At 66.0% G+C, this 24,843-nt stretch carries 21 protein-coding genes; 7 read left to right on the top strand and 14 right to left on the bottom strand.

Going from position 1 to position 24,843, the window contains the following annotated elements; genetic code table 11:
- Positions 1-83: 83 nt before the first annotated feature.
- From DGN21_RS10780 to DGN21_RS10790, 3 genes are read right to left on the bottom strand one after another with little or no spacing between them, the layout of a single operon-like run.
- Complete coding sequence (locus tag DGN21_RS10780) at positions 84-1,160, bottom strand: class III poly(R)-hydroxyalkanoic acid synthase subunit PhaC (protein WP_160954524.1); 1,077 nt, start codon at positions 1,158-1,160, stop codon at positions 84-86.
- Positions 1,157-2,326, bottom strand: a complete 1,170-nt coding sequence (phaE, locus tag DGN21_RS10785; RefSeq protein WP_215825240.1) for a class III poly(R)-hydroxyalkanoic acid synthase subunit PhaE — start codon at positions 2,324-2,326, stop codon at positions 1,157-1,159. The genes DGN21_RS10780 and phaE overlap by 4 nt, the downstream gene beginning before the upstream one ends.
- Positions 2,327-2,380: 54 nt before the next feature.
- A complete protein-coding gene (locus DGN21_RS10790) occupies positions 2,381-3,043 on the bottom strand; it encodes a CDP-alcohol phosphatidyltransferase family protein (RefSeq protein WP_024939180.1) in 663 nt (220 codons plus the stop codon).
- 82 nt (positions 3,044-3,125) lie between these two features.
- Between DGN21_RS10790 and DGN21_RS10795 the strand changes: the two genes are divergently transcribed.
- A complete protein-coding gene (locus DGN21_RS10795; RefSeq protein ID WP_184551161.1) occupies positions 3,126-3,887 on the top strand; it encodes a 3-hydroxybutyrate dehydrogenase in 762 nt (253 codons plus the stop codon).
- A 320-nt stretch (positions 3,888-4,207) separates the two neighbouring features.
- Here the strand turns inward: DGN21_RS10795 and DGN21_RS10800 are convergent, their stop codons facing one another.
- From DGN21_RS10800 to DGN21_RS10810, 3 genes are all read right to left on the bottom strand, one after another.
- The gene (locus DGN21_RS10800) at positions 4,208-4,696 is read right to left on the bottom strand and encodes an 8-oxo-dGTP diphosphatase (protein WP_215824919.1); all 489 of its coding nucleotides are present in this window, start codon (positions 4,694-4,696) and stop codon (positions 4,208-4,210) included.
- A 64-nt stretch (positions 4,697-4,760) separates the two neighbouring features.
- Positions 4,761-5,270 carry a DUF1249 domain-containing protein gene (locus tag DGN21_RS10805; RefSeq protein WP_016904415.1) on the bottom strand — a complete coding sequence of 170 codons (510 nt, stop codon included), beginning with the start codon at positions 5,268-5,270 and terminating at the stop codon, positions 4,761-4,763.
- 197 nt (positions 5,271-5,467) lie between these two features.
- Positions 5,468-6,289, bottom strand: a complete 822-nt coding sequence (locus DGN21_RS10810; protein WP_024939184.1) for a pyruvate, water dikinase regulatory protein — start codon at positions 6,287-6,289, stop codon at positions 5,468-5,470.
- A gap of 142 nt (positions 6,290-6,431) precedes the next feature.
- Here DGN21_RS10810 and ppsA point away from each other — a divergent pair, with 142 nt between their 5' ends.
- Positions 6,432-8,810, top strand: coding sequence for a phosphoenolpyruvate synthase (ppsA, locus tag DGN21_RS10815; protein ID WP_154832099.1), 2,379 nt, complete (start codon positions 6,432-6,434; stop codon positions 8,808-8,810).
- Positions 8,810-9,775, top strand: a complete 966-nt coding sequence (locus tag DGN21_RS10820; protein WP_016905101.1) for a mechanosensitive ion channel domain-containing protein — start codon at positions 8,810-8,812, stop codon at positions 9,773-9,775. The genes ppsA and DGN21_RS10820 overlap by 1 nt, the downstream gene beginning before the upstream one ends.
- A 196-nt stretch (positions 9,776-9,971) precedes the next feature.
- Here DGN21_RS10820 and orn read toward each other — a convergent pair whose 3' ends face one another.
- The 3 genes from orn to mntR form a co-directional block, all read right to left on the bottom strand.
- The gene (gene orn / locus DGN21_RS10825) at positions 9,972-10,556 is read right to left on the bottom strand and encodes an oligoribonuclease (RefSeq protein ID WP_024939185.1); all 585 of its coding nucleotides are present in this window, start codon (positions 10,554-10,556) and stop codon (positions 9,972-9,974) included.
- A gap of 70 nt (positions 10,557-10,626) precedes the next feature.
- The gene (tadA, locus tag DGN21_RS10830) at positions 10,627-11,136 is read right to left on the bottom strand and encodes a tRNA adenosine(34) deaminase TadA (protein WP_102256631.1); all 510 of its coding nucleotides are present in this window, start codon (positions 11,134-11,136) and stop codon (positions 10,627-10,629) included.
- A 2-nt stretch (positions 11,137-11,138) separates the two neighbouring features.
- Complete coding sequence (gene mntR / locus DGN21_RS10835) at positions 11,139-11,606, bottom strand: manganese-binding transcriptional regulator MntR (RefSeq protein ID WP_024939187.1); 468 nt, start codon at positions 11,604-11,606, stop codon at positions 11,139-11,141.
- A gap of 144 nt (positions 11,607-11,750) precedes the next feature.
- Between mntR and DGN21_RS10840 the strand changes: the two genes are divergently transcribed.
- Together DGN21_RS10840 and DGN21_RS10845 are read left to right on the top strand one after the other, a co-directional pair.
- Positions 11,751-13,097, top strand: coding sequence for an Nramp family divalent metal transporter (locus DGN21_RS10840; protein WP_184551157.1), 1,347 nt, complete (start codon positions 11,751-11,753; stop codon positions 13,095-13,097).
- Between the two features lie 522 nt (positions 13,098-13,619).
- Positions 13,620-14,444 (top strand): alpha/beta hydrolase, encoded by an 825-nt coding sequence (locus DGN21_RS10845; protein ID WP_184551192.1) that lies wholly within the window; start codon positions 13,620-13,622, stop codon positions 14,442-14,444.
- A gap of 665 nt (positions 14,445-15,109) precedes the next feature.
- Here the strand turns inward: DGN21_RS10845 and DGN21_RS10850 are convergent.
- The 5 genes from DGN21_RS10850 to DGN21_RS10870 form a co-directional block, all read right to left on the bottom strand.
- Positions 15,110-16,738: an MFS transporter gene (locus DGN21_RS10850; protein ID WP_184551156.1), complete on the bottom strand. Its 1,629-nt coding sequence runs from the start codon at positions 16,736-16,738 to the stop codon at positions 15,110-15,112.
- 85 nt (positions 16,739-16,823) lie between these two features.
- Positions 16,824-18,665 carry an amidohydrolase gene (locus DGN21_RS10855; RefSeq protein WP_184551191.1) on the bottom strand — a complete coding sequence of 614 codons (1,842 nt, stop codon included), beginning with the start codon at positions 18,663-18,665 and terminating at the stop codon, positions 16,824-16,826.
- A gap of 113 nt (positions 18,666-18,778) precedes the next feature.
- A complete protein-coding gene (locus DGN21_RS10860; RefSeq protein WP_184551155.1) occupies positions 18,779-19,216 on the bottom strand; it encodes a DoxX family protein in 438 nt (145 codons plus the stop codon).
- On the bottom strand, positions 19,213-19,869 hold the full coding sequence (locus DGN21_RS10865; protein ID WP_039521767.1) for a hydrolase: 657 nt from the start codon (positions 19,867-19,869) through the stop codon (positions 19,213-19,215). Before DGN21_RS10865 ends, DGN21_RS10860 begins: the two co-directional genes overlap by 4 nt.
- Positions 19,866-20,339, bottom strand: a complete 474-nt coding sequence (locus DGN21_RS10870; protein ID WP_184431203.1) for a helix-turn-helix transcriptional regulator — start codon at positions 20,337-20,339, stop codon at positions 19,866-19,868. The genes DGN21_RS10865 and DGN21_RS10870 overlap by 4 nt, the downstream gene beginning before the upstream one ends.
- A 516-nt stretch (positions 20,340-20,855) precedes the next feature.
- Between DGN21_RS10870 and DGN21_RS10875 the strand changes: the two genes are divergently transcribed.
- Together DGN21_RS10875 and DGN21_RS10880 are read left to right on the top strand one after the other, a co-directional pair.
- Positions 20,856-23,894 (top strand): triple tyrosine motif-containing protein, encoded by a 3,039-nt coding sequence (locus DGN21_RS10875; protein ID WP_345776752.1) that lies wholly within the window; start codon positions 20,856-20,858, stop codon positions 23,892-23,894.
- On the top strand, positions 23,887-24,528 hold the full coding sequence (locus tag DGN21_RS10880) for a response regulator transcription factor (RefSeq protein WP_024939195.1): 642 nt from the start codon (positions 23,887-23,889) through the stop codon (positions 24,526-24,528). The genes DGN21_RS10875 and DGN21_RS10880 overlap by 8 nt, the downstream gene beginning before the upstream one ends.
- Positions 24,529-24,843: the final 315 nt, after the last annotated feature.

Here is a 24,843-nt window from a genome sequence, read left to right on the forward strand (position 1 = left end):
ATGCCCAGTCTAAAAAGCGCAGCGGCTGCGCCTTGTGACGGCTGCGGCTGCTCGCTGTAGGCACAGCGCACCCCCAAGCCGCGTCACGCGTTGTCGCCACGCTCCTGCAACCAGCGGTGGATCGCCACCGGCACCTCGCGCTGCGCACGTCCGGAGACGTAGATGCCGATATGCCCGCCGCGGAAACTCAGCTCGGTGTAATCGTCGCTGCCGACCAGGCCGCGCAATGCACGCGAGGCGTCGGGCGGCACCAGGTGATCGTGTTCGGCGTAGATGTTGAGCACCGGCATGTCCACCGCCTGCAGGTCGACCACCTCCCCGCCGATGCGCACCTGCCCGGTCACCAGCCCATTGCGCTGATAGAACTGGGTGACGAACTCGCGGAAGGCCTCGCCGGCCAGATCGGGCGAATCGAAGATCCACTTTTCCATGCGCAGGAAATCTTCCAGCGCCTGCTTGTCGTCGAGGATGTCGAGCAAGCCGACGTATTTCTGCAGGTTCAGCCGGAACGGCTTGAGCATCAGGTAACTGGCGTTCATCAGATCCGCCGGCACGTTGCCCATGGTGTCCACGAACAGATCCACATCGACCATGCGCGCCCAGTTGGAGAGCATGTTGTCGGGGGTGTGGAAATCCACCGGCGTGACCATGGTGATCAGATTGCGCACCTTCGGCCGCTGCAGCGCCGCATAGCACAGCGCAAACGTGCCGCCCTGGCAGATGCCGAGCACATCGACTGCCTCCAGCCCCGACTGCGCGCGCAGGTGATCTACCGCGCCATCGATATAGCGCAGCAGATAGTCCTCCAGGGTGAGGTAACGCTCGGAGCGGTCCGGGTAGCCCCAATCCAGCACGTAGACGTCCTGGCCGTGGCCCAGCAAGCCCTTGACCAGCGAGCGGTCGGCCTGCAGATCGACCATGTAGGGGCGGTTGACCAGCGCGTAGACGATCAGCAGCGGCGTCCTGGCCACCGGCGCCTGCTCGCCGACAAAGCGGTACAGCACCACCTTGCCGTCGCGCCAGATTTCCTCGCGCTCGGTCACGCCGTAATCCACGTCTTCCACGCCGGGCAGCAGCTTGAGCCCCTCGCGCAGCTTGCGCTGCATCGACAGGGTTTCCTGCATCAGGTCTTCGGCGCTGAATCCCAACGGGCCTTTCATGTCTGCGCTCCACGTGGCTTGCGTGCGGTCGACTTACCGGAAGCTGTGCCGGCCGATGGCCTGGCGGCGCTTTTGGCCGCCTTCGTATTCTTGGCTGGGGCGGTTTTCGCTGGTGGTTTCTTGGCCGGGCTGGTCGCCGCTGCCGGCTTGGGCGCAGTGTCCGCCCTGGATGCCGGCGCGCGCCTGGCCGTGGCCGGCGCAACCGGGTCAGCCGCCGCTGCAGCCGGCTTGCCGGCCGGGCTGGCCGCAGTGCGCAGCATGCGCCGCACCGCACGTTCCAGCTCGGCGATGCGGCGATGCGCGGCGTCCATCTCAGAACGCGTCGGCATCCCGAAACGCTCGCTCAACTGCTCCACTTCTTCCTGCAACGCGGCGCGCAGGCGCATATGCGCATTGGCAAAGCCGCCGTACACCTCGCGAAACTGGTCGGACAAGGCGACGTCGGCATACGACTCTTCGGCGGCCTCGATCCACAGATCGAACAAGGCACGCGCACTGGTCAGCTGACTGCCGCTGCTTTCGTGCTCCCCCAACTTGGAGGCGAATCGGCCGAACGCCTGCTCGATGGCCGACTTGAGTTGTTCGCCATAGGCCTGCGATTGCGCCTGGTACTCCTGCTGCGCACGGGCCAGCGTCTGCAGGCGTGCCTGGTGATTGCGGCTCACGCCGAATGCCGGCATGTCCAGCCACGGCGCGTTTTCTTCCCGCCACTTCGCCAGCGCCTGCGCGGCGTCCTGCAGCCACGGGTCGAAGCCGCCCGGGCTGCCGCCACGCAGCGAGCCCAGCGTCCACTGCATCAGCTGCTCGCCCTGCCCCTGCACGGCGCGCCGCCAGGCTTCGGAGACCTCATTGGCCGAGGTGTCGCGCCCGGCAAACTGCGCGGCCACCTGCTGCATGGTGCCGAACCAGTCGCCGGCCTGATGACGGAAGCGGTCGATGGCCTCCTGCGCCTGCGGTGCGGCCTGGGTGGGCAGCAGTTGCGACCACCAGTCCATCGCCTTGCGCCAATCCTGCGGTGCGTCACTGCCCGGCCCCGCCCCGGGAACGGCACCGGGCTGTGCAGCGGCGCCGGACTGGCCGTGGCGCATGGCATCTCCCCAGGCGCTCCAGTACTGGCGCGCCTTGTCTTCGAAGTTGCCGTTGTCCGAACCGCTGGTTGCCATGATCCCTTCCCGTGACTGTCCACCAGCCATCCTACCGCGTGTGCCCGGCCGTACCGGTCAGGGTTTGGGGATGCGCAGCGTCTTGCTGATCATCAACGAGCCGGAGACTGCAAACAGCAGCACCAGCGGGTGCAACTGCCACGGCCCCAGCTGCCATTGGCCCCACCACAAGGTCTGGCCGATATGGCCGCTGCTGGCGGCCACCGCCAGCAGGATCACCAGCAGCAGGCTGGTGGGAATCGGGGTGCCTTCGAAGTACGGCACCTTGTCGGCCTCGCCGGCGATCTCTTCGGCAGTCACGTTGTAGCGCGCCAGCCGGCTCACGCCGCAGCAGACGAAATAGCTCAGCACCAGCCAATCCCAGCCGCCGCGCATGCCGCAGGCATAGCCCAGCGCTGCCGGCGCCACCCCGAACGAGATCACGTCGGCCAGAGAATCCAGCTCGCGACCCAGCGTCGAGGACGCCTTGCGCCAGCGCGCCACATGCCCGTCCAGCGCATCGAACACGAACGCCAGCGGGATCAGCGCCATGCCCAGCAGCAGGTCGCCGCGATGGCCTTCCTGCAGGAAACGCATCGACGCGAACACCGCGCCGGTACCGCAGAAGGCGTTGGCCAGGGTGAACCAGTCCGCGAGTTGGAAATCGCGCAGCATCGAGAAATGGCGTTTCATGCGGAACCTGAGAAGAGCAAGGCGCAAAGGGTAACGCGCGCACGCCATGCAGGCGACCGTTTCGCGCTATCGGCTAGGCTGGCGATCAGCGTGGCCGCTCCGGCCGGGCACGATCGACACCGAGGACAGCATGAAGCGCAGCATCCTGATCACCGGCGCAGGCAGCGGCATCGGCGCCGGCATCGCCACCGAGCTGGCCGCCGGCGGCCACCATCTGATCGTCAGCGATATGGACCTGGCGGCAGCCGAACGCACCGCGCAGCGCCTGCGCGACACCGGCGGCTCGGCCGAAGCACTGGCGCTGGACGTAACCGATGACCACGGCATCGCGCAGGCTTTGGCGCGCGTGACGCGCGCGCCGCAGGTGCTGGTCAACAATGCCGGCCTGCAGCAGGTTGCCGCGCTGGAAGACTTCCCGATGCAGCGCTGGGCCTTGCTGGTGGATGTGATGCTGACCGGCGCCGCACGGCTCAGCCGCGCGCTCCTGCCCGGCATGCGCGCGGCCGGCTACGGGCGCATCGTCAACATCGGCAGCATCCACTCGCTGGTCGCCAGCCCGTACAAGAGCGCGTATGTCGCCGCCAAGCACGGCCTGGTCGGCCTGGCCAAGGTCATCGCCCTGGAAACCGCCGACTGCGACATCACCGTCAACACGCTGTGCCCGAGCTATGTGCGCACCCCGCTGGTGGAGCGCCAGATCGCCGACCAGGCGCGCACGCGCGGCATCGCCGAAGAGGCGGTGATTCGCGATGTGATGCTCAAGCCGATGCCCAAGGGCGCCTTCATCGACTACGACGAACTCGCCGGCACGGTCGCGTTCCTGATGTCGCATGCCGCACGCAACATCACCGGGCAGGCGATCGCCATCGACGGCGGCTGGACCGCGCAGTGAGCACGGCTGGCGAAATTTTCACCAGCTTCCGTGGCCGCCTTACGCCGCAAGGCGCGCGCGCAGTTGTCCACAGACTTGCGCAGAATTCATCCACAACCGGTGTGGAGAAGTGCGTGGAGGCGAATGCAGGCGGCAGGTCGCCACAGCGTGCAGCGCCGGCTTGCGGTTGCGCTCGCCAGGTCGATCGCATGCGCATTGGCGCCAGCAGATCGAAGTCCATTAAGGGCGGCAGACGCTTAACTTCAGCACTGCGTTGACCGCGCCAGCCAGCAGTAACAGCCGCGCTCGCCTGGGCGGCGGCGCACTTCCTCAATCCCCGCTCAGATGCGCGAATACGTCCACGACTGCATGCGCCCGTCGCGATACGGCATCACGCCATGAAACGGACGCGGGTCGCCATCGAAGACCAGTGGCAGGAAATTGCGGTCGCCTTCCCACATCGGCACCTTGTCCATGCGGTCGATCGCCACCCATTCCAGCGTGCCTTCCGGGTTGGAGGCCTGCGGCTCGCCTTGGAAGCTGCGGATCAGGAACACGAAGCCCAGCCAGTCCTCGCCCTGCTTGCCGAAGCCCGGCCAGCTGATGGTGCCGCGCAGCTGCATGTCGCCGCACTCCACGCCGGCCTCTTCGCGGATCTCGCGGCGCATGCCGGCCAGTACGTCCTCGTCCGGCTCCACCTTGCCACCGAGCCCGTTGTATTTGCCCAGGTGCTGATCGCCGGGGCGGGCATTGCGATGGATCATCAACACCTGTGTGCCGTCGGGCGACAACAGGTAGCCGAGCGTGGCGACGATGGGGGTATAGGGCATGGCGGGCGAGCTGGAATCGAGCGCATCAGTATGACCGATGCTGTGCAAGCGGCGTGGCGCAGCCTCAGCCGACCGCAGCCTGCGAGCCCGGGCGCGGTGGCGCAACGTAGTCGGTATCCAGACGCAAGGTAGCCACGCCATGGCCGCGCTCGGCCAGATAGTCCAGCCACTTGCCCAGGAACGTATTCATCCGCATGCGGTGGCTGATCAGCTCGGCCGGCGGCGGGAACATGCCCATCACGTCCTGCCAGCGACGGCCGACGTAGCAATGGGTGGTCTCGGCCTGGCGCGCATCGCGGTACAGGCGCACGTAGGCCGACGGGTCAGGCTCGCCGGTGACGGGATCGCACAGGTCGTAGGTCAGCCGCAGCTCGACCGTGTAGCGGTGGCACTCGATCACGTCCAGACGCAGGTCCAGGCCATCGCCGATCGACGAGACATAGGAGCCGGGAGCGAGGTCGGCCGGTGCGAACAGCCGGGTCAGATGCTGGAAGTTTTCTGCGTACAAGCCCATCAGCCAGCCGAACCGGCTCAACTTGGGGATGCGTTCGAGTTTACTCAGTGCTTGCGCCATGAACCGATCCTACACGCTGCGCTGCCGCACGGGCAGCATTGACGACCGGCCACCGGCAGGCCTACCTTGGCGGAGCCCTGCCCCGCCCGCTTGATTTGCTTGACGCTCGCCGACCGACCGTGACACGTCACGGCAGCTCCGGATCGTGAATACGCTACGCGCGGCCCAATCCCCAATCCCGCCAACCAATTCCTGCCTCAAAACATCTCGCGCTGCAGCCCCAGCGTGGACAACACCTTGCTGGAAATTTCCTCGATCGAGGTATTGGTGGTGCTCAAGGTCGGGATGCGCTCCATCTGGAACATGCGCTCGGCGGTGGCCACCTCACGCCGGCAGGTCTCTGCCGCGCTGTAGCGTGAATTGGCGCGCCGCTCCTGCCGGATCTGCTGCAACCGCTCCGGGTCGATGGTCAGGCCGAACAACTTGCTGCGGTAATTGCGCAGGCGCGGCGGCAGGCGCTCGTTTTCCAGATCTTCCTCGGTCAACGGGTAGTTGGCGGCACGGATGCCGTAATGCAATGCCAGGTAGATGCAGGTCGGCGTCTTGCCGGCGCGCGACACCGCCACCAGGATCACGTCGGCCTCGTCGTAATTGAGTGCGATACCGTCATCGTGGCTCAGCGCGAAGTTCATCGCGTTGATGCGGCGGTGATAGGTCTCGAAGTCCACCATGCCGTGCGCACGGCCCACGCGCGAATGCCGCGGCGCATTGAGTTCGCGTTCCAGCGGCTCGATGAAGGGCGCGAACACGTCCAGCATCAAGGCGCCGCTTTCGGCCAGGATCATGCTCAGCTGGGGATCGACGCAAGAATTGACCACCACCGGGCGCACCTGGTACCGCTCACCTGCCGCGCGCACCCGCAGCGCCGCATCGCGCGCTTTTTCTGCATCATCAATGAACGACATGCGGTCGGTGACGAAGTTGAATCCACTGAACTGCGTGAGCAGGCTATGCCCAATCGTTTCAGCGGTGATACCGGTTCCATCGGAGACGTAGAACACCGGTCGAATTGTTGACATCAAGACCACCTCTTTGAACTGGTGTCCAAAACTTACGGGTTCATGCTTGTGCAGATTCCGCTGTGCACTGCATCATAGCGGCTTCTTCCTACGGACGCGGCCATCCAGCCCGCTCGGGCGATGGCCATACGGAGCATCGCGCTTGAACGAGAATATCCTGTGGTTGCATGAGCTACGCCTGGCCGATCTGGCCCGCGTAGGTGGTAAGAATTCCTCGCTCGGCGAGATGATCGGCAACCTGGCCGGGCTTGGCGTTTCGGTTCCCGGTGGATATGCGACCACTGCCGAGGCTTTCAAGGACTTCATCGCGCATAACGATCTGTCCAAGCGCATCTTCGACAAGCTGGCGACGCTGGATGTCGAAGACGTGGCTGCCCTCACCGTTGCCGGCAAGGAAATCCGCGGCTGGGTGATCGATGCTCCGCTGCAGCCGGAACTGGACCGCGATATCCGCACCGCGTACGCACAGCTGTGTGCGGAAAATGGCGGTGGCGAAGTGGCCGTGGCAGTGCGTTCGTCGGCCACTGCCGAAGATCTGCCCGATGCCTCGTTCGCCGGCCAGCAGGAGACCTTCCTCAACGTGACCGGTGCCGACGATGTCGTGCACAAGGTCAAGGAAGTGTTCGCCAGCCTCTACAACGACCGCGCAATCGCCTACCGCGTGCATCATGGCTTCAAGCACGAAGACGTGTTCCTGTCGGCCGGCGTGCAGTTGATGGTGCGCTCGGGCGTCGGTGCGGCCGGCGTGCTGTTCACGCTGGACACCGAATCGGGCTTCCGCGACGTGGTGTTCGTCACCTCCAGCTTCGGTCTGGGCGAGATGGTGGTGCAAGGCGCAGTCAACCCGGACGAGTTCTACGTCTACAAGCCCACGCTGACCGCAGGCAAGCCGGCGATCCTGCGCCGCTCGCTCGGCAGCAAGGCGATCCGCATGGTCTACTCGGATGTGCCAGGCGAGCGCGTACGCACCGAAGACACGCCGGTGGAACTGCGGAGCACCTTCTCGATCAGCGACGAAGACGTGCAGGAGCTTTCCAAGCAGGCGCTGGTGATCGAAAAGCATTACGGCCGCCCGATGGACATCGAGTGGGCCAAGGACGGTGTCAGCGGCAAGCTGTTCATCGTGCAGGCGCGTCCGGAAACCGTGAAGTCGCGCAGCCATGCCACCCAGATCGAGCGTTTCTCGCTGGAAGCCAAGGACGCCAAGATCCTGGTCGAAGGCCGTGCGGTAGGCGCCAAGATCGGCAGCGGCGTGGCACGCGTGGTGCGCTCGCTGGACGACATGAATCGCGTGCAGGCCGGCGACGTCTTGATCGCCGACATGACCGATCCCGATTGGGAGCCGGTGATGAAGCGAGCATCGGCCATCGTCACCAACCGCGGCGGCCGCACCTGCCACGCGGCGATCATCGCGCGCGAACTCGGCGTGCCGGCCGTGGTCGGCTCGGGCAACGCCACCGATGTGATCAGCGACGGTCAGGAAGTGACGGTGAGCTGCGCCGAAGGCGATACCGGCTTCATCTACGACGGCCTGCTGCCGTTCGAGCGCACCACCACCGACCTGGGCAACATGCCGCCTGCCCCGCTCAAGATCATGATGAACGTGGCCAACCCGGAGCGTGCGTTCGACTTCGGCCAGCTGCCCAATGCCGGCATCGGCCTGGCGCGTCTGGAAATGATCATTGCCGCGCACATCGGCATCCATCCCAACGCGCTGCTGGAATACGACAAGCAGGACGCTGACGTCCGCAAGAAGATCGACGCCAAGACCGCCGGCTACGGCGACCCGGTGAGCTTCTACGTCAATCGCCTGGCCGAGGGCATCGCAACGCTGACCGCCTCGGTGGCACCGAACACGGTGATCGTGCGCCTGTCGGACTTCAAGTCCAACGAGTACGCCAACCTGATCGGCGGCTCGCGTTACGAACCGCATGAAGAAAACCCGATGATCGGCTTCCGTGGCGCCAGCCGCTACGTCGATCCGTCCTTCACCAAGGCCTTCTCGCTGGAGTGCAAGGCGGTGCTGAAGGTGCGCAACGAGATGGGCCTGGACAACCTCTGGGTGATGATCCCGTTCGTGCGCACGCTGGAAGAAGGCCGCAAGGTGATCGAGGTGCTGGAGCAGAACGGGCTCAAGCAGGGCGAGAACGGCCTGAAGATCATCATGATGTGCGAGCTGCCGTCCAATGCGCTGCTGGCCGACGAGTTCCTGGACATCTTCGACGGCTTCTCGATCGGCTCCAACGATCTGACCCAGCTGACCCTGGGCCTGGACCGCGATTCGTCGATCGTGGCGCATCTGTTCGACGAGCGGAACCCGGCGGTCAAGAAGCTGCTGTCGATGGCGATCAAGTCGGCGCGCGCCAAGGGCAAGTACGTGGGCATCTGTGGCCAGGGGCCGTCCGATCACCCGGAACTGGCCGAGTGGCTGATGCAGGAAGGGATCGAGTCGGTATCGCTGAATCCTGACACCGTGGTCGACACCTGGCTGCGTCTGGCCAAGTTGAAGAGCGAGAGCTGATGGGTATGTTGGGTGCGGTGTTGGCGGCGGCTGCGGGAGCAGTCGCCGCAAGGCCGGTGGCGGCGAAGACGGCGGAGCCGGCGTTCAACTGGGCCAATATCCCGTGGGCGCAATATGCGCTCAACTGGGGGCTGGCCCTGCTGATCGTGGTGGTCGGCATGTGGCTGGCCAAGCAGCTCAGCCAGTGGCTGCACCGTGCGCTGACCCGCGCGCGCATCGAGATCACGCTGACCAACTTCCTGCGCAACGTGCTGTACGCGTTGCTGCTGGTGCTGGTGTTCGTGAGCGCGTTGAGCAAGATCGGCGTGCCGCCGACCTCGCTGATCGCGGTGCTGGGTGCGGCCGGCCTGGCGGTCGGTCTGGCGTTGAAGGACTCGCTGTCCAATATCGCTGCAGGCGTGATGCTGATCGTGCTGCGGCCGATGCGCGATGGCGACCATGTGGTGATTGCCGGCCAAGAAGGCATCGTCGACGAGATCCGGATCTTCCAGACCCGGATCCGCTCGTTTGACGAGCGCATGATCACCCTGCCCAACAGCACCATCACCACCTCGCCGATCGTCAACTACAGCACCCTGCCCAACCGGCGCCTGGAAGTGACCGTGGGCGTGGGCTACGGCGACGATCTGAAGAAAGCCCAGCAGCTGTTGCTGCAGATCGCCAAGGACAATCCGAACCTCCTGGAGTCGCCGGCACCGTTCGTGCAGGTCACCAATCTGGGCGAAAGCACGGTGGATCTGATGTTGTTCGCGTATGCGACCAACGGCAATTTCGGCGCGGCCAAGAGCACCACGCTGGAACAGATCCGCAACCAGTTGCTGGAAAACGGGCTCAACATCCCGTATCCGCAGCGCGACCTGCACGTGTATCACCACGATGCCGACGGCAAGCCGATCTCCGACCTGCTGCTAAAAGGCATCGCCGACGACGGCGACCTGAGCAAGGGTCCGCCGCTGGCGCGCTGATGCATCGAATCGCTTGATGGAAAAGCAAAAGGCCGCATCGAACGATGCGGCCTTTTTATTGGATGCGTTGCAACTATGTGGCTTTTTGCCTGCCTGACCGGCAGCAAACGTTACCGGACATACACCTGCGCGTGATCCGCAACTGGGCGCCGTCAATCAACACGCCAACAGCGTGCAACGCCGCAGTGGCCAGCGCTCAGGCCGGCACGTCGGCCTGGGAATCGCCGCCCAGCGCGCCCATGAACTGGCGGTAGTGGCGCAGCTCGTCGATCGAATCGCGCACATCGCTCAACGCGGTGTGGGCCGAGCTCTTGGCAAAACCATTGGCCACCGTCGGCGCCCAACGCCGTGCCAGCTCCTTGATGGTGGACACGTCCAGGTTGCGGTAGTGGAAGTAGCGCTCCAGGCGCGACATCTGGCGGTGCAGGAAGCGGCGGTCCTGGCAGATCGAATTGCCGCACATCGGCGAGGCGCCGGCGCGGATCCATTCACTCAGGAAGGCCACTGTCTGCGCCTCGGCCTGGGCATGGGTGACCTGGCTGTCGAGCACGCGCTGCCACAGCCCCGAACGGCGGTGCTGATTGCGGTTCCACTCGTCCATGGCTTCCAGCGTCGCCAGCGGGTGGGCGATGGCCAGCTCCGGCCCTTCGGCAAGCACGTTCAACTGCGCATCGGTCACGATGGTGGCGATCTCGATGATGGAATCGCGATCGGTATCCAGGCCGGTCATTTCCAGATCGATCCAGATCAGTCGGTCGTTGCCTGCAAGGGTGTCTGCCATATCGCCGTCCTGTGGAGGGCCGTCGCCGGCCGGATGCTGAAGGGCGCGCATCATACCGCGGCCGCGCCGCTCAGGGCGCGAGGGGCGGCTTGCCGCGCTTGGCCCTGAAGTAATTGGTCAGGCGCAGACCGGCCTCGGCGGCCAGCACGCCACCGCTGACCTGCACGCGGTGGTTATGGCGCGGGTCGGCGGGCAGATCGAACACGCTGCCGCAGGCGCCGGTCTTGGGATCGCTGGCGGCGAACACCACCCGCGCAATGCGCGCGTGGATCATCGCCATCGCGCACATCGCGCACGGCTCCAACGTGACATACAGCGTGCAGCCGATCAGCCGGTGGTTGGCCAGGCGGCGGCCGCCTTCGCGCAGGGCCATGATCTCGGCATGCGCGCTGGGATCGTGGCTGGCGATATTGAAGTTCCAGCCCTCGCCCAGCACGGTGCCCCCGGCATCGATCAGCAGCGCGCCGACCGGGATCTCGTCAAAGTCGCGTTCGGCACGCTCGGCCAGTTGCAGGGCGCGTTGCATCCACTGTTGGTCGATCAGCGTCTGCGCCGCGTCTACCGACGTTTCCACCGGCATGCTCACGCGGCGCTGCCGCCCTGGCGATCCAGGAAGGCGGCGAACGCGGCCACGGTGGCTTCGCTGACATGGTGCTCGATACCTTCGGCGTCGCGGCGCGCGGTGGCCTCGTCGATGCCCAGGGCGAGCAGAAAGCGCTCGACGATCTGATGGCGCTGCCGGCTGGACGCGGCCAGCGCCTCGCCGGCCGGGGTCAGGAACACCCCGCGGTACGGGCGCTGCACCACCCAGCCGTCGCGCACCAGCCGCTTGAGCATCTTGGCCACGGTCGGCTGCGCCACGCCCAGGCGCGCGGCGATATCGACCTGACGCGCTTCGCCACCGTCGACCAGCAGATCGGAGATCAGCTCTACATAGTCCTCGACCAGCTCGGCGCGGCGCGCTTCGCGCACCTGACGGAAGCTCTCCATATGCACCTGTGCGTCGATCAGCGCCGGCGCGGCTGCTTCCAGCTTTTCGCTCTTGCCCACCCTCATCCCCGTCATCACGTCCGGCGCCAGTGCCGGGATGCGTAGTTTGAAGCACGCAGCCGATCATTACGATTTAAATTGCCAATGCTCAATAGCATAGCCCTTGCTATATCATCGGTGTGACTCCCAGCCTGCCTGCTCCGCATGTCCGTCGATCTCCGTCCTCAGCCAGCCTCGCCCCTTCCCCTGCCAGCCGCGGCCAATGGCGGGTTGGGCGATCACCACGCCAGCGTCGCCGTACCCAAGGGCGGCCACTGGTGGTTCCGGCTGCTGGCGTTCCTGGGCCCGGGCTACATGGTGTCGGTCGGGTACATGGACCCGGGCAACTGGGCCACCGACCTGGCCGGCGGCTCGCAGTTCGGCTATCTGCTGCTGTCGGTGATCCTGCTGTCCAACCTGATGGCGATCGTGCTGCAGAGCCTGTCGGCACGGCTGGGCATCGCGACCGGGCTGGACCTGGCGCAGGCCTGCCGGGCGCGTTACCCGCGCGGAGTGAACCTGGCGCTGTGGGGCATCTGCGAACTGGCGATCATCGCCTGCGATCTGGCCGAGGTAATCGGCACCGCCATCGCGTTGAAGCTGTTGTTCGGCATTCCGCTGACCGTGGGCGCCATCATCACTGCGGTGGACGTGGTGCTGGTGCTGTTGCTGATGAACCGCGGTTTCCGTGCGCTGGAAGCGTTCGTGATCGCGCTGCTGTTGATCATCTTCGTCTGCTTCGGCGTCCAGATCGCGCTGGCGGCACCACCGATCGCCGCCGTGCTGGGCGGCTTCATTCCTCGTGCGCAGGTGGTCACCGACCCGCGCGCGCTGTATCTGGCGATCGGCATCATCGGTGCGACGGTGATGCCGCATAACCTGTACCTGCATTCGTCGATCGTGCAGACACGTGCGTATCCGCGCACCGATGCGGGCCGCAAGTCGGCGCTGCGCTGGGCGGTGACCGACAGCACCGTGGCATTGATGTTCGCGCTGTTCATCAATGCCTCGATCCTGATCCTGGCGGCGGCGGTGTTCCATGCGCAGGGCCGCACCGATGTGCAGGAAATCGAACAGGCTCACGCCCTGCTCGCGCCGATGCTGGGCGTGGGCCTGGCCTCGACGCTGTTCGCAGTGGCGTTGCTGGCCTCCGGCGTCAATTCCACCGTCACCGCCACGCTGGCCGGGCAGATCGTGATGGAAGGCTTCCTGCAACTGCGCTTGCCGCCGTGGCTGCGCCGCCTGCTGACACGTGGCATCGCCATCGTGCCGGTGGTGATCGTGACCTGGTTGTATGGCGAGGCCGGTACCGCGCGGCTCCTGGTGCTCAGCCAGGTGGTGCTGTCGATGCAGCTGCCGTTTGCGGTGATCCCGCTGGTGCGCTTCGTGTCGGACCGTGAGTTGATGGGCGCATTGGTGGCACCGCCGTGGCTGGTGCGCATCGCCTGGGTCATTGCGACGGTGATCGTCGGCTTGAACCTGAAGCTGCTGTGGGACACTGCGCTGCAGTGAGTGGCGAGCACAACCGGCGTGGTCGATGCGATGCGGCAGCTGCGTGCGCTGCAGAGCCAGTCAGGATGCACGGAGGAGCGTTGATCGGCGCTGCATTGCGTTCGTGCGAGCTGGATGCCCGGATGATCCATCACGGCGCATCGACTGCAGCGAACGAGCTGATCCGCAACGCTTGGATAACCGCTGTAGAGCGCACGCAGATGCAATCTGCGCTGCGACGCAGGCGGTCTACTGCTCGCATGCACCGGCACGCCCGTGGCCTGCGTCGCACCGCGTGGCGCGGGCCCATGCAAGCACGATGCGTATCGCATCGTGCCATCGCCGGGCTGCATGCCCCTCGCCCCAGGAGTGTTTATGGATCCGTTCGAGGCGCATCCGGCCGACGCCGGACGCCGCAGCTTTCTCATCACCGGCACGGTCGCCGTAGCAGCGTTGTCGCTGCCCGCATTCGCCACTGCCGCACCTCCCGCACGCGCCCGCGCCACCACCCCACCCCACTCGTCCACTCACGGAGTCAACCCGATGTCCAATTTCGTCAAACGCCCCGACGGCGCCAATATCTTCTACAAGGATTGGGGCAAGGGCCAGCCGGTCGTCTTCGCACATGGTTGGCCGCTCAGCGGCGATGCCTGGGACCCGCAAATGCTGTTCATGGGCCAGCACGGCTACCGCGTGATCGCACACGATCGCCGCAGCCATGGCCGCTCGTCGCAGACCTGGGACGGTAACGACATGGACACCTATGCGGACGATCTGGCTGCAGTGATCGACGCGCTGGACCTGAAGGACGCGATCCTGGTCGGCCATTCCACCGGCGGTGGCGAAGTGGCGCATTACGTTGGCCGCCATGGCAGCAAGCGTGTGGCCAAGGTGGTACTGGTCGGCGCAGTGCCGCCGCAGATGGTCAAGAGCCCGACCAATCCGGGCGGCCTGCCGATGAGCGTGTTCGACGGCATCCGCGATGGCGTTGCCAAGGACCGTTCGCAGTTCTATCAGGACCTGACCACGCCGTTCTTCGGTGCCAACCGCGACGGCCACAAGGTCACCCGGGGCATGCGCGATGCGTTCTGGCTGCAGGGCATGCTGGGCGGTCACAAGGGTCAGTACGACTGCATCAAGGAATTCTCCGAGGTCGATTACACCGCCGACCTGAAGAAGATCGACGTGCCGGCGCTGGTGGTGCATGGCGACGACGACCAGATCGTGCCGATCGATGCATCGGGCAAGTTGTCGGCCAAGATCATCAGCAACGCCGAACTGAAGATCTACCCCGGCGCGCCGCACGGGTTGACCATTACCCATGCCGATCAGTTCAACAAGGATCTGCTGGCCTTCGCCAAGCGCTGATTCTTGCTTCACTGCGTAAAACAAAAGGCCGGCTCGTGAGAGCCGGCCTTTTGTTTTGGTGCGCGTTGCTTTGCTGCGCGCAGATCCGTTGTGATCAGGCTGGCGGCCTCAGCGTCGATAGGCCTGTTGCCAGTGGCGCCCCAATGCGCCCCCTGCAGGCGAGCTTGCGGACCCACGACGTGCGCGCAAAGATGCCGAAACAGCAAGCGGGATGGCGACGGTGCACCTTCGCAGCGTGGTCGCAACACCGCGCAACGGACCAGCTTCAGGCATGGACCGGCCAGCCACAGGTGAGCACAGCAACCAGTGCCCGCAAGAAACCGCCACGCAGCACGACCACCGGCAACGCGATGCTCAGCCATGGCGGTGCCAGCAATGGCAGGTCAGGCAGTCGCAGCCAATGTCGATCGGTAGCGCAAGCGATACGCCGACCGCTGAAGGACACGTGCGCTGCCCTGGCTGACCGTATGGCCGATCGGGCGCAGCCAGCAGGCAGGTTGCGCCCGCTCCGCTTGGCCAAAAGGCGCTCCAGCCCTGGGTCTGCGTAGGCCGGTTACCAGCGCCGGCAACCGGCCTCACGCACGGCAGGCGCAGCCGACCTGGCAGCAGAAAGCGACATCGATTTCAGCGCCGGGCCGATCGGGAGCGTCGTGCTGATGAAGTTCTCAGATATCGGCATGGGCGTGCGGCGGCACCGCCACACCGCCGCCACCGACGAAGTGGCGGACCACCGGCGCGCGCTCGCCTTGATGCAGGGCGCGGATCTGCTCCTGCAGCTGGCGGTCGTCGCCGGTGACGCGCTCGTGCTGACGCAGATGTTCCAGCCACGAAGCGACGATGAAGTATTCCAGTTGCACACCGGGTGTTGCCGCGTCTTCGGCGATACCCCAGACCACCGCACCATCACGACGCCGCGCGTTGCCCAGTTGCGTCATCAGCTGCAGGAAAGTTACGCGCGCATGGGCAGCGATGCGGTATTCGACCGTCACCAGCACCGGGCCGCGATCGTGTTCGACCGCATCCGATTGCGCCGGCACAGGCCAATGTCCGCCAGGGGCGAGGTCCAGCTGTTCGGTGCCGGCAATGCGCGCGCGCTTGACCAGCAGCGCCGCGATCACCGCGCCAACGGCGGCAATCTGCAGGGCTGTCGCGATCGAGGTGCGTTGCGCCAACGCGCCCCAGACCAGCGAGCCGGCCGCCATACCCGCAGCAAACACCACGATGTACAGCGACAATGCGCGTGCGCGCACCCAGGCAGGCACCGCCGTTTGCGCGGCGATCTGCAAGGACGACAGCACGGTGATCCAGGCCAGGCCGTTGACCACCATCACCACGCACAGCACTCCGATCTGACGCGACAATGCCAGCCCCAGCAATGAGGCTGCGCACACGATGGTGGCCACGAACACCAGTAGGTCGCGGTCGTAGCGCGCACGCAGGCGTGGCAACAGCAGCGCGCCACTGATCGCACCGATGCCGATGCAGCCCAGCAACACGCCATAACTGCCGGCACCCAACTGCATGTCGCGACGGACCACCAACGGCAGCAATGCGGTCAACGCGCTGGCGAACAGGAAGAACCCGGCGGCCTTGATCAGCACCGCCTGCAAGCGCCCGGCGCGTGCGGCGTAGCGCAGACCGGCACGCAGGCCCGCGCCGAAGCTCTCCGGCGGCAATGCAGAGACATGCGCATCGCGACGCCAACGCCACAACACCAGCAGCATCAGCCCGAAGGTCACGCCATTGAGCAAAAATGCCCACGGCGGCCCGAATTGCGCCACGATCAAACCGCCAACCGCTGGGCCGATCGAGCGGGCGATGTTCATGCCGATCGAATTGAGCGCTACCGCCGAGGCCAGCATCGGCCGCGGCACCAGCTCCGACACGATTGCCGCCTGCGCAGGCATCGCCATTGCCGCGCCCATGCCCATTGCAAAGGTCAATGCCACCAATACCCACGGGGTTAGCAACTGCAGATGCGATAGCAAGGCCAAGGCTGCGGCCACCAGCAACATCCAGCCCTGGGTGAGCATCAGGTAGCGGCGGCGGTCGACGATGTCGGCCAGCGTGCCGGCCACCAGTGCGAACAACACCACCGGCAAGGTGGTGGCCGACTGCACCGCCGCCACCATCAACGGCGAGCCCGTCCGTTCGGCCATCACCCAGGACGCGGCGACATCGTTGATCCAGGTGCCGATGTTGCTTCCTAAGATGGCCAGCCATAAGGCACGAAAGATCGGCTCGCGCAGCGGCGACCAGGCACCGCTATCGGCGGGTGCGGCAGAAGAAGTCATCGCGGCAAGGCTCCAGTGGACGGGGTGAGACAAACAAGGTGACGGGCCAGGATGCGCCGGCAGGCGCATCGCTGTGGTGCCGATCTCAGAACGCGAAACACGCGCAACCCAATGCGCCCCAGAAGCCGCGCAGGTCATCGCTGGGCGCAGCATGCTGCGCGGCATGTCCATGCGGCCCGTGCGCGCGACAGCCATGGCCATGCGTGTGCGTGGCACTGGTAAGCCCGCTGGACGTACCGCACACGTGATAGCCGCCGAACCGGTTGACCGGCGACCAGTCCGGCATCGCCGGCGGCAAGGTGGGCGCCAGTGCGGCGAAGTCGCCGTCGCCATGGACGACGCGCCCACCCAGCACGGTCAGCACGCTGGTGATGTCGGCAATGGCGGCATCGTCGACGCGGAAGTAATCGTCGGACAACACGATGAAATCGGCCAGTTGCCCCGCCGCCAGCGTGCCCTTGTGGCCCTCATCGCCGGAGAACCACGCGCTGCCCTGCGTCCACAGCCGCAACGCCTGCTCACGGTCGAGCAGGTTCTCTTCGCCGTACAACGCCAGACCGCCCACTGTGCGTCCGGTGACCAGCCACGACAGCGCCACCCACGGGTTGTAACTGGCCACGCGCGTCGCATCGGTGCCGGCGCCCACCGGCACGCCGGCGGCCAACATGCGACGCACCGGTGGCGTGTGCCGCGCAGCCTGTACGCCGTAGCGCTCGACAAACGCTTCGCCCTGATACGCCATGCGGTGCTGCACGGCGATGCCGCCGTTCAAGGCGCGAATGCGGTCGATATTGCGTGGCGTGATGGTTTCGGCGTGATCGACGAACCAATGCAGGCCATCGAACGGAATGTCGGCATTGACCTTTTCGTACACATCGAGAATGCGTCCGATGCTTTCGTCGTAGGTGGCATGGATACGGAATGGCCAACGCTTTTCGACCAGCAACCGCACCACCTGCTCCAGCTCGGGCTCCAGTTCCGGCGGCAGCTCCGGGCGCGGCTCGCTGAACTGCTCGAAATCCGCAGCCGAAAACACCAGCATTTCGCCGGCGCCGTTGTGCCGCAGCAGATCGTCGCCCTTGCGCACCGGCAGCATCTCGGTCCAGCCGCGGAAGTCGTCGACTTCCTTGCCCTTGTTCTGGGTGAACAGGTTGTAGGCGATGCGCACGCTCAACTGGTCGGCCACGTGCAACTGTTCGATGACTTGGTAGTCCTCCGGATAATTCTGGAAGCCGCCGCCGGCATCGATCACCGAGGTGATCCCCAGCCGGTTGAGTTCGCGCATGAAATGGCGTGTGGAATTGGCCTGATACTCCAACGGTAGTCGCGGGCCCTTGGCCAGGCTGGTGTAGAGAATCAGGGCATTGGGCTTGGCCAGCAGCAAGCCTGTGGGATTACCCAGCTTGTCGCGCTCGATGCGCCCGCCGGGCGGATCGGCAGTGGCCTTGTCGTAGCCACAGGCGCGCAAGGCCGCGCGGTTCAGCAGGGCGCGGTCGTACAGATGCAGCAAAAATACCGGTGTATCCGGTGCGATGGCATTGATCTCGTCCAGGGTCGGCAAGCGTTTTTCGACGAACTGATGCGCGGTGAATCCGCCGACCACACGCACCCATTGCGGCGCTGGGGTGCGGTCGACCTGCGCCTTCAACATCGCCATCGCATCGGCAAGCGAGCGCACGCCATCCCAGCGCAGCTCCAGGTTGTAGTTGAGCCCGCCGCGAATCAGATGGGTGTGGCTGTCATTGAGGCCGGGCAACAGGCGTCGGCCTTGCGCATCGATGCTGCGGGCGCCAGCTGCCAGCGCCATGATCTGCGCATCGTCGCCCACCGCCACGATGCGTCCATCGGTCACTGCAATGGCGGTGGCGCTGGGCTGACGTGGATTGAGGGTGGTGATGCGTGCGTTGCGAACGACCAGATCGACCATCGGAGACTTCCCTGAAGCAGACCAAGCGCCGGGCAAGGCGCCCAACGCAAGACCGGCGGCGGCGGCCTGCATCCACAGGCGCCGCCCGGCATCGTGATCATTCGGTACGCCGCTCATGCCGCACCACGCCTGTGCAGCCCATCCAGCGACCATGCGCCACCGCCAGCGGAAACCAGCCCCAGCAACACCAGCAGCCACATCAGCGGGTATTCCATCCCGCCGTGCATCCAGAACCAGCCCTTGGGCACGGCCACCACGACGGTGGTGGCGATGAACACCGCCCCCAGTGCAGCACTGACGCGCGTCCACAGACCCAGTAACACCGCCAGCCCAGAGAGCGTCTGCACCGAGGCCAGCAGCAACGGCAACGGTTGCGCAGACGGAAAGCCGAATTGCTGTAATTCAGCGGCAAATCCAGCCAGCCCCGGCCCACCAAACCATCCCAGCAACTTGCCCAGGCCATGCGGCAACAGGAAACCGCCGCCGGCAATGCGCAGCATCAGCAATGCCGCTGCAAGGCCGGCGTTGCCACGTGGTGCCGATGCGTTCAATGCCCGCCTTCCTGCGCGCCGAACATGGTTTTGGCGTACTGAATGCCGATGCCGTAGCCGCCCGCATGCGCACGCGCGATGCCGGTGGTGAGGTCGTAGGTGTCGCTGCGTGCCCAGTCGCGCTGCAGTTCCAGCAGGTACTGCACGCTGGTGATGGGCGCGGCGCCGGCCTGCACCATCCGCGTCACCGCGCGCTCGTGCGCTTCGTCGCTGACATCGCCGCAGGCATCGGTGATGACGTAGACCTCGAATCCCTGCTCGACCGCCGACAGCGTCGGGCCGACGATGCAGACGCTGGTCCACAGCCCGGCAATCACCAGACGCTGCTTGCCGATGGCGTTGACGCGATCGATCACACCCTGGTCTTCCCAGGCATTCATGCTGGTGCGATCAAGCACCGGTTCGCCGGCAAAGATCTCCGGCAGCTCGGGAAACAGCGGGCCGGAGAACGACTTCTCTGCAACGGTGGTCAAGATCACCGGCACCTTGAAGCCCTTGGCGCCCTTGGCAATCAGCGACACGTTGTTGCGCAGCGCCGAGATGTCGATGGTATGCGTGGCGAACGCCATCTGCGATTGATGGTCGATCAGGATCAGCGCGTGATCACCGGGCGACAACAGGGACTTACCGGGGACGGCGGTGGCGGTGGTCATGCGTGATGCTCCAGGGAGGATGAAAAAGAACCGGCGCTGTGCCGATGCGCACGCGGCTGGGCACGCGCGGCGCAGGGATCGTTCGCCACTTGCGCGGCAAAGCGCGCCGGCGTGCAGCCGGTGGCGTTGCGGAAGCTGCGGACGAAATGGCTTTGATCGAAGAAGCACAGATCGGTGGCGATCTGGCTGATGGTGTGGCCGCCTTCGCGCAGCATGGCCTGGGCGCGTTCGAGGCGACGACGACGCAGATACTCCATCGGGCTGGCGCCCAGCGCATCGCGAAACACGCGCGCAAAATGGAAGCGGCTCATGCAGGCGGCGCCGGCCAGTTGCGTGACGCCGATGGGCTCATACAGATGCGTGTCGATGTACTGCAGCGCTCTGGCCACGGCACGTGCGCGCGGGGCGTACAGTGCGTTGGTGTTGCCTGCATGCAGATCGAGGCGACCGGCGGCAGTCAGACGTGCCATGTGGCGTCTCCGGCGGGGAATGCCGCCATGGTGGGGCGAACCTGCCGATCGCCCCACCCCTGATGGTGAGGCCGATCGCTCACTCTTTCGGGTGAGCGACACGCGTGCTGCCACAAGCACGCATGGGATCACATGGGTGCATCGCCATGGCATGCACCGCGCATGCACGCCGATGCAGCGGCGATACCGCGCCGTTGTTTCTGTCGCGCTTTGCAGTGTCCAAGCCGACACCCGCACCACACGCAAACCAAGCGGACGCCAGCGCACGAATGGCACGCTACAAGGCGGCGTCATCACTGCTGCAGTCAACCGATGGCATCCGGCTCGGCGCACACTGCATCGCAGCGACACGCACGCACCCCACGCAACATGCCGGTCCATGCGTAGCCGATTTCCTGCCCGACCTGCCTCCCCCGAAAGAGGTGGTGGTGCTTGGCCCCGATCTCGCCCGACAATGCTGCAATGCCGCGCGAGCCCCCCATCCGATTCCACCTGCTCTGGCGCCTGTGCGCGGCGATGATCGTTGTGATGTGCAGTTGCGGGTGGCCGTGCAATCCCGTGTACGCCCAAGGCATCGCCGCAACGCGTGCGGGGCTGCTGCAATTCCACCACACCGCCTGGAGCACCGAGCGCGGCGCACCGGCCGATATCTGGGATATCCAGCAAGCCGAGGCCGGGCCATTGTGGCTGGCGACCGGATTTGGCCTGTTTCAGTTCGATGGCGACCGTTTCGCGCGGCAGGCGGCGCCGGATGGCGAGGCCTATGCATCGCACAACATGACCACGCTTGCGCTGGCGCCGGACGATACCGCCTGGATCGGCTACTTCAACGCCGGCATCGATCGCGTTGCCGACGGTCACCTGACGCACTTCAGCCCGGGCAAGGACGTGCCCGCCGGCATGGTGTTCCGCATTGAGCACGATGGCAGTGGGCGCTGGTGGGCCGCCATCGATGGCGGTTTGTGCTGGTTCGATGGGCAACGCTGGCAGCGTGCAGGCGCCGACTGGGGCTATACCGCCGAGCGCGCGCATTGGCTGCTGCGCGATGTGCGCGGCACGCTCTGGGTCAGCGACGGTACCCAGATTCTGTCGTTGCGGCCTGGCGCCAAACGCTTCGAACCCAGCGGCCAGCAGGTGGGTCTCTACGTCACCATGGCCGAAAGTCCGGGCGGAGCGATCTGGGTCGCAGACCCGTACCGCGGCGTGTTTGCGTTGACCGATGCGCAGGGCCACGTGCTGCCCGCCACGGCCCGTGCCCGGCTGCAATTTCCCGGGCTGTTCGCGCGGCGCATCCGGTTCATGCGCGATGGCGCGCTATGGGGCAGCGACTACGCGGCGCATGGCCTGTTCCGGATCGCCTTGCCCACATCGCCCACGCCGGTGCTGGAACGCTTCGGAACCGTACAAGGCCTGACCTCGGCCACTGCCGGCCCCTTGCTCGAGGACCGCGAAGGCAATCTGTGGGCCGGCACCAATCTGGGCCTCAACCGGTTCCGACATCGCGCGTTGCTGCCGTTGGCGTCCTTGCTGCCGGGCCAGGCGATGGCCGTGGCGACCTTCAATCCCGCCCCGGGCACCGCCGCACGCCCGCTCCTGGCCAGCCTGCGCGATGGCCGGCTGCTGGCCTTGAGCCGCGATCGCGTGGAAGGTTTGCAGCGTGGTGCGTCCCACCACATCCTGGATGTGCCGGCGACCGCCAATGGCTGGGTGCTTGGCGAGCACGCCTTGCTACGTCTGCAGGTCGGCCGCGTGCAACCGGTGGCGCTGCCGCTCGGCCTGGCGACCGGCGCCATCCGCGCCTTCGTCGTGGACAACCGCAACCACCCCTGGATCTGCCCGGATGCCGGCGGCCCCTACGCTTTCGACGGCAACGCCTGGCAGCCGCTGCCCGATCTGCAGGATAGCCCGTGCACGGTGCTCGCCAATACGCGCGATGGCGGCCTGTGGGTGGGCACCATCAAGGGCGATGCGCGCCTGCTGCAGGGCGGGCAGGTGACGCGTTACAGCGCAGAAAATGGCCTGTCGGTGGGGCCGATCACCGCCATCTGGCAAGGCCCGTCGCTCACGCTGGTCGCCGGCGAAACCGGGCTGGCAGCGCTGGGCGCCGACGGCCGGTTCCGGCAAGTGGCCGATCAGACCAATCCGCTCCTGCAGGGCATCACCGGCATCGTGCAGGACCGGCACGGCACGCTGTGGTTGAACGGCAACCGCGGCGTGGTGCAGATCGCTCAACGTGCGCTGCTACAGAGCGTGCAATCGGGCGTGGTCAGCCCGGCGCTGCGCCTGTACGACATCATGGACGGGTTGCCCGGTGTCGCCCAGCAGGCCACACCGGTCCCCACAGCCATCGCCGCCGACGACGGCCTGTTGTGGTTCACCACCAACCAGGGCCTGGCCTGGCTGGACCCGGAACAGACCTACCGCAACCCCACCGCGCCGGAGGTCTTCATCACCGACGTGGTCGCCGACGACCGTCCCTACCCGCGCACCGCCGGGCTGCGCCTGCCCAAGTGGACGCACCGCCTGCGCATCGGCTACGACGCTGTGAGCCTGACCCGGCCCGAACGCGTGCGCTTCCGCTACCGGCTGGAGGGCGTGGACGCGCAATGGCAGGACGCCGGCAACCGTAACGAGGCGTTCTATACCAACCTCGCGCCCGGCCGTTACCGCTTCCGCATTGCCGCCGCCAACAACGATGGCGTGTGGAACGCGCGCGGCGACACGCTGGATTTCGTCATCGAAGCGGCCTTCGTGCAAACCTGGCAATTCAAGGTGTGCGTTGCGCTCGCCCTGCTGCTGACGCTTGCGATGCTGTGGCGCATGCGCACCCGGCGTATTGCCGGACGCCTGCGTGCACGCCTGGAAGAGCGCTACCGCGAACGCGAACGCATCGCGCGCGAGTTACACGACACCTTGTTGCAGGGCACGCAAGGCCTGATCCTGCGGCTGCATGCCGCCAGCCGCTCGTTGCCGCAGGACGACCCGCGGCGGCTGGAGCTCGAACAGGCGGTCGACCTGGCCGAGAATGCGCTGGTCGAAGGCCGCGACCGCGTCAACGGCCTGCGCGACAGTTATTCGCTGCGCCAGGATCTGGCCGCCGCACTGCAGCGCGCACGCGAGGCCACCATGCCACCGCCGTCTGCCGAACTGCAGGTGTCGGTCGAAGGACGCCCGGTGGCGCTGCGTCCGATGGTGGCCGACGAAGTGTTCCAGCTTGGCCGCGAAGCATTGGCCAATGCCGATCGCCATGCAGGCGCCGCGCGCATCGCGCTGGAACTGCGTTACGGTTCACGTGACTTCGTGCTGCGCATCCGCGACGATGGCTGCGGCCTGGATCCGGACGTGCTGCATGGGCATGCACGCACCGGCCACTGGGGGCTGACCGGCATGCAGGAACGCGCCAAACGCATCGGCGCCAAGATGCAGTTGTGGTCGCGTCCAGGCAGCGGCACCGCAATCCAGATCACGCTTCCGGCCCGCACCGCCTATGCGACGCCACCGCGCTGGTGGTGGCGATTTCGACCTGCACGATCCACGGAGAGCTCCAATGGCTGAGATGGTCAAACCGACCGACGTGCTGGTGGTAGACGATCATCCGCTGCTGCGCGACGGTCTCAGTGCCATGCTCGCCGCCGAACACGACATGCGTGTGGTCGGCGAAGCCGAAGACGGCGAACAGGCCGTGGCCTGCTACGCCAGCCTGCGCCCGGACGTGGTGCTGATGGATCTGCAGATGCCGCGCGTGGATGGCGTCGAAGCCATCCAGCGCATCCGCCGTGTCGACCCCGCCGCCAAGGTCATCGTGTTGACCACCTATACGGGCGATGTGCGTGCGGTGCGCGCACTGCAGGCCGGCGCCTGCGGCTATCTGCTCAAGAGCGCGCTGCGCCGCGAGCTGGTCGACACCATTCGCGACGTGCGCCGCGGCCAGCGGCGGCATGTTCCGGCGTCGGTGGCCGAAAACATCGCCGCCCACGTGCTCGACGACGCGCTGTCCGCCCGCGAGACGGAGGTACTGAGCCTGGTGGCCACCGGATGCTCCAACAAGCAGATCGGCAATGCCTTGAGCATTTCCGAAGAGACGGTCAAGGCGCATATGAAGAACATCCTGGCCAAGCTCGGCGTGCGCGATCGCACCCATGCGGTCACCGTTGCCCTGCGCCGGGGAATCCTGTCGCTGGAAACCTGAGCCGCCTGCGACCAGGCAGATCGCAAGCGCAGGTCGCTCTTCAAACACCGCTGCATCTGGTCATCGCGGTAGCGCGGCAACGGCAGGCGTGACACAAAGACGCCACCGCGCGCATCGGCCGGCTCACCGACGGCGCCGCGATGGATCGCCCCTGGAGGGCTAGCCGATCTTGCCGCCCACCGCGCCCGCCAGCCCGAACTCTGTAACCCGGTCCACCATTCTTGAACACAAGGCGCACGATGCGATCGACGCGCACTGTCAAATCGATCGGCTTGAGCTATCGTATGCACCGCCAGCGGCGTGGGGGCCGCTTCA

This window comes from Xanthomonas sp. MLO165 (assembly GCF_018831305.1).
GTDB lineage: Bacteria > Pseudomonadota > Gammaproteobacteria > Xanthomonadales > Xanthomonadaceae > Xanthomonas > Xanthomonas arboricola.